At 71.0% G+C, this 3622-nt stretch carries 2 protein-coding genes and 1 pseudogene; all 3 read right to left on the bottom strand.

Going from position 1 to position 3622, the window contains the following annotated elements:
• Positions 1–477, bottom strand: a pseudogene (locus tag CCN56_RS17855) (type VI secretion protein); the annotation flags it as partial.
• A gap of 1 nt (position 478) precedes the next feature.
• Positions 479–1873 carry an ATP-binding protein gene (locus CCN56_RS17850; protein ID WP_086828027.1) on the bottom strand — a complete coding sequence of 465 codons (1395 nt, stop codon included), beginning with the start codon at positions 1871–1873 and terminating at the stop codon, positions 479–481.
• Positions 1874–1893: 20 nt separating this feature from the next.
• On the bottom strand, positions 1894–3447 hold the full coding sequence (locus tag CCN56_RS17845; RefSeq protein WP_086828025.1) for an SCO6880 family protein: 1554 nt from the start codon (positions 3445–3447) through the stop codon (positions 1894–1896).
• Positions 3448–3622 lie beyond the last annotated feature (175 nt).

The following is a 3622-nucleotide window of genomic DNA, read 5'->3' as shown; positions in this document are numbered from 1 at the left end:
CGCCGGGCGGCGCGGGGCCGGGGGCGCGGCGGGCTCCTCCCGTGCCTGCGTGTCCTTCCGTGCCTCCGTGTCCTTCCGTACGCCCGTGTCGCCCCGTACCGGAGCCGGGGCGTACGCCCCCGCCTTTCGGTTTGCGCGGACCGCGCGCCAGCGGACCGTCGTGCCGAGGACGAAGACCGCGAGGACCATCAGGATCATCGCCTCGCCGATCAGCAGGCCCCAGAAGAGGCCGTACCCGGAGAGTGCTCCCGGCGGGGTGGCGGGCCAGGCCGCCGGGAGGTCCGTCGGGGCCGTCGCGAGGGCGCGCAGGGCCATCGGGGTCCGGGCGAAGGTGACGCCGGCCGGCCAGGCGCCGTGTGCGAGGAGCCCGGCCACGCCGGTTGCCGTCCAGACGAGGACCGCGAGGCCGAGGATCAGGGCGAACAGGCCGACGACGAAGCCGTCGGAGACGCCGCCCTGCCTCTTCTGCTCGGTCACGTCACGCCACCGTCGACTGCGAAGTGCCGTTCATCTGCTGCTCGATGAGGATCGCGCGCTGTTCGGTCTCCCACTCCAGTTCCGGGTCCGTGACGGAGGCTTCCGTCATGGCGCGGTCGGTGTAGACGAGGGGGCGTTCCTTCTCGGTGATGAGGTGTTTGACCACCTGCACGTTGCCGTTGACGTCCCAGACCGCGATGCCGGGGGTGAGGGTCGGGATGATCTCGACCGCCCAGCGGGGCAGGCCGAGGACCCGGCCCGTGTTGCGTGCCTCGTCGGCCTTCTGGGCGTAGATGGTGCGGGTCGAGGCCATCTTGAGGATTGCCGCCGCTTCTTTTGCCGCTGCTCCGTCGACGACGTCCGAGAGGTGGTGGACGACTGCCACGAAGCTCAGGCCGAGGCGGCGGCCGAACTTCAGGAGGCGCTGGAACAGCTGGGCCACGAAGGGGCTGTTGATGATGTGCCAGGCCTCCTCGACGAGGAAGATGCGCTTCTTCCGGTCGGGGCGGATCCAGGTGTGTTCCAGCCAGACGCCGACGATCGCCATGAGGATCGGCATGGCGATGGAGTTGCGGTCGATGTGGGACAGGTCGAAGACGATGAGGGGGGCGTCGAGGTCGATGCCGACCGTCGTCGGGCCGTCGAACATGCCGCGGAGGTCGCCGTCGACGAGGCGGTCGAGGACGAGGGCGACGTCCAGGCCCCAGGCCCGTACGTCGTCTATGTCGACGTTCATCGCCTCCGCCGATTCGGCCTCCGGGTGGCGGAGGCGCTCGACGATGTCGGTGAGGATCGGCTGCCGGTCGGTGGTGTGTTCGGTGACGTAGGCGTGGGCGACCTTGAGGGCGAAGCCGGAGCGCTCGTCGAGGCCGTGGCCCATCGCCACTTCGATGATGGTGCGGAGGAGGGCCAGCTGGCCCGTCGTGGTGATCGACGGGTCCAGGGGGTTGAGGCGGATCCCGGAGTCGTTGGCGACCATCGGGTCCAGGCGGATGGGGGTTATCCCCAGCTCCTGGGCGATGAGGTTCCATTCGCCGACGCCGTCCTCGCCCTGGGCGTCGAGGACGACGACCTGCCGGTCGCGGAAGCGGAGCTGGCGGAGGACGTACGTCTTCTCCAGGGCCGACTTTCCGTTGCCGGATTCGCCGAGGACCAGCCAGTGGGGGGCGGGGAGCTGCTGCCCGTACAGCTGGAAGGGGTCGTAGATGTAGCCCTTGCCGCTGTAGACCTCGCGGCCGATGATGACGCCGGAGTCGCCGAGGCCGGGTGCGGCGGTCGGCAGGTAGACGGCCTGGGCCTGCCCGGTGGAGGTGCGGACGGGCAGACGGGTCGTCTCCACCTTCCCGAAGAGGAAGGCGGTGAAGGCTTCGGTGAGGACGGACAGCGGATCTCGCATGGGTCTGTGCCCCTTCGGCCCTAGCGGCGGATGCCGGTCGCGAACGGCAAGGTGTTCACAAAGGCCCGGTGGTGCTCGCGGTCGCACCACTCCAGCTTCAGATACGACTTGCCGGCGGAGGCCCTGATCGTGCGCTTGTCCCGGGCGAGGGCCTCGGGCGAACGCGACGACACCGTGATGTACCCGACGAGGTTCACTCCTGCCGCGCCGCTGGCGAGATCTTCACCCCGCTGGTCGAGCCGGCCGTGGGCGGCGATGTCGCGGGGGTCGACCGTGCGGTTCATCTTGGCCTGGCGGGACGCCTCGGCCTCGTCGTTGGTCTTCTCGGTGAGCATGCGCTCGATGGCGACCTCGGTGGGCTCCAGGTCCATGGTGACGGCGACCGTGCGGATGACGTCGGGGGTGTGGACGAGGAGCGGGGCGAGGAAGTTGACGCCGACCGGGGTCATCGGCCACTCCTTCACCCAGGCGGTGGCGTGGCACCAGGGGGCGCGGGTGGAGGACTCGCGGGTCTTGGCCTGGAGGTAGGTCGGTTCCATCGCGTCGAGTTCGGCGGGCCAAGCGTTTCGTTTCGTCATGGCCTGGATGTGGTCGATGGGGTGGTCCGGGTCGTACATGGAGTGCACGAGGGACGCGAGCCGGGACTGGCCGAGGGGCTGGCGGACGCGGATGTCGGCCTCGGCGAGGCGGGCGCAGATGTCGGTGAGTTCGCGGGCCATGACGACGGCGAGGCCGGCGTCGCGGTCGAGCTTGCGGGCGCCGGAGGCGTGGCGGGCGGCGCGGGCCATGGCGTTGGCCTCGGCGGCGAGGTCGCGGGTGTAGTGCATGCAGGCGACGAGGTAGGCGCGGTGCTGCTCGCTGGAGGTGGAGACCATCGACTGGAGCTGGTCGTAGGAATCCTGGAGCCAGATGGGGGCCTGGGGGTCTCCGCGCTGGGCGACGTCCTTGGCATGGGCGTCGGGGTCGGCGGGGAGGGTGCGGGCCAGCATCTGGAGGCGGGTCACGAAGCCGTCGCCGTTGGCGACGTGCTTGAGGAGGGTGCCGAAGCGGTCGACCAGGGCTTCCTGGTCCTCGCTGTCGCGCAGACCGACGCCGGGGCCCTCGATCTCGATGGCGGCGGTGACGGTGCGGCGGTCGGCGTGGAGGAGGACGGCGATCTCGTCGGGGCCGAAGGGGGCGGCGAGCCAGCCGACGCGGCCGATGCCGGGGGGCGGGCCGACCTCGACCTCGCGGCCGTCGAGGCGGGTGCCGGCCTCGGAGGCGACGGAACGGTAGGCGGTGCCGCGCTTGAGCATCCGCTTGTAGCTGCGGTTGATCTCGAACCACTTGTAGAAGGTGCGGTGCTTGTACGGGAGGTACACGGCGGCGATCGCGAGCATGGGCAGGCCCGCGAGGAGAGCGATCCGCAGGGGGAGGGCGGGGACGAGGAGTCCGCTCATCATGCCGAGGAAGGCGCCGACGATGATCAGGGCGATCTCGCCGGTCTCCCGGTTCTTGCCGACGATCGCGTTCGGCCGGGCGCGGCCGACGAGATACGTGCGGCGGGGCGCGACCGGCTGGGACTGGGTCGTCAACGCCCTGCACCTCCTGCTCCTGTGTTCTTGCGGTTGCTGTGCGGGGTGCCCGCAGTGGGGCTGCTGCTACGGGGTGGGGGCGTGGCGCCGCCGGTGCCGCCGCCTCCGCCTGCGCCGCGGCTGCTGTGGGCGGCCATGCCGCGGGAGACGGGGTTGGCGGGGCGGGGGGCGGAGC

The organism is Streptomyces sp. NRRL B-24572 (assembly GCF_002156145.1).
Lineage (GTDB): Bacteria > Actinomycetota > Actinomycetes > Streptomycetales > Streptomycetaceae > Streptomyces > Streptomyces vietnamensis.
Note: the sequence above shows the minus strand (reverse complement) of the source record. Positions and strands in the feature narration are given on the sequence as shown.

Excerpts from the sequence above, each read along its gene's own strand:
- CCN56_RS17850 (WP_086828027.1), bottom strand. The coding sequence starts at position 1,873 with ATGCGAGATCCGCTGTCCGTCCTCACCGAAGCCTTCACCGCCTTCCTC.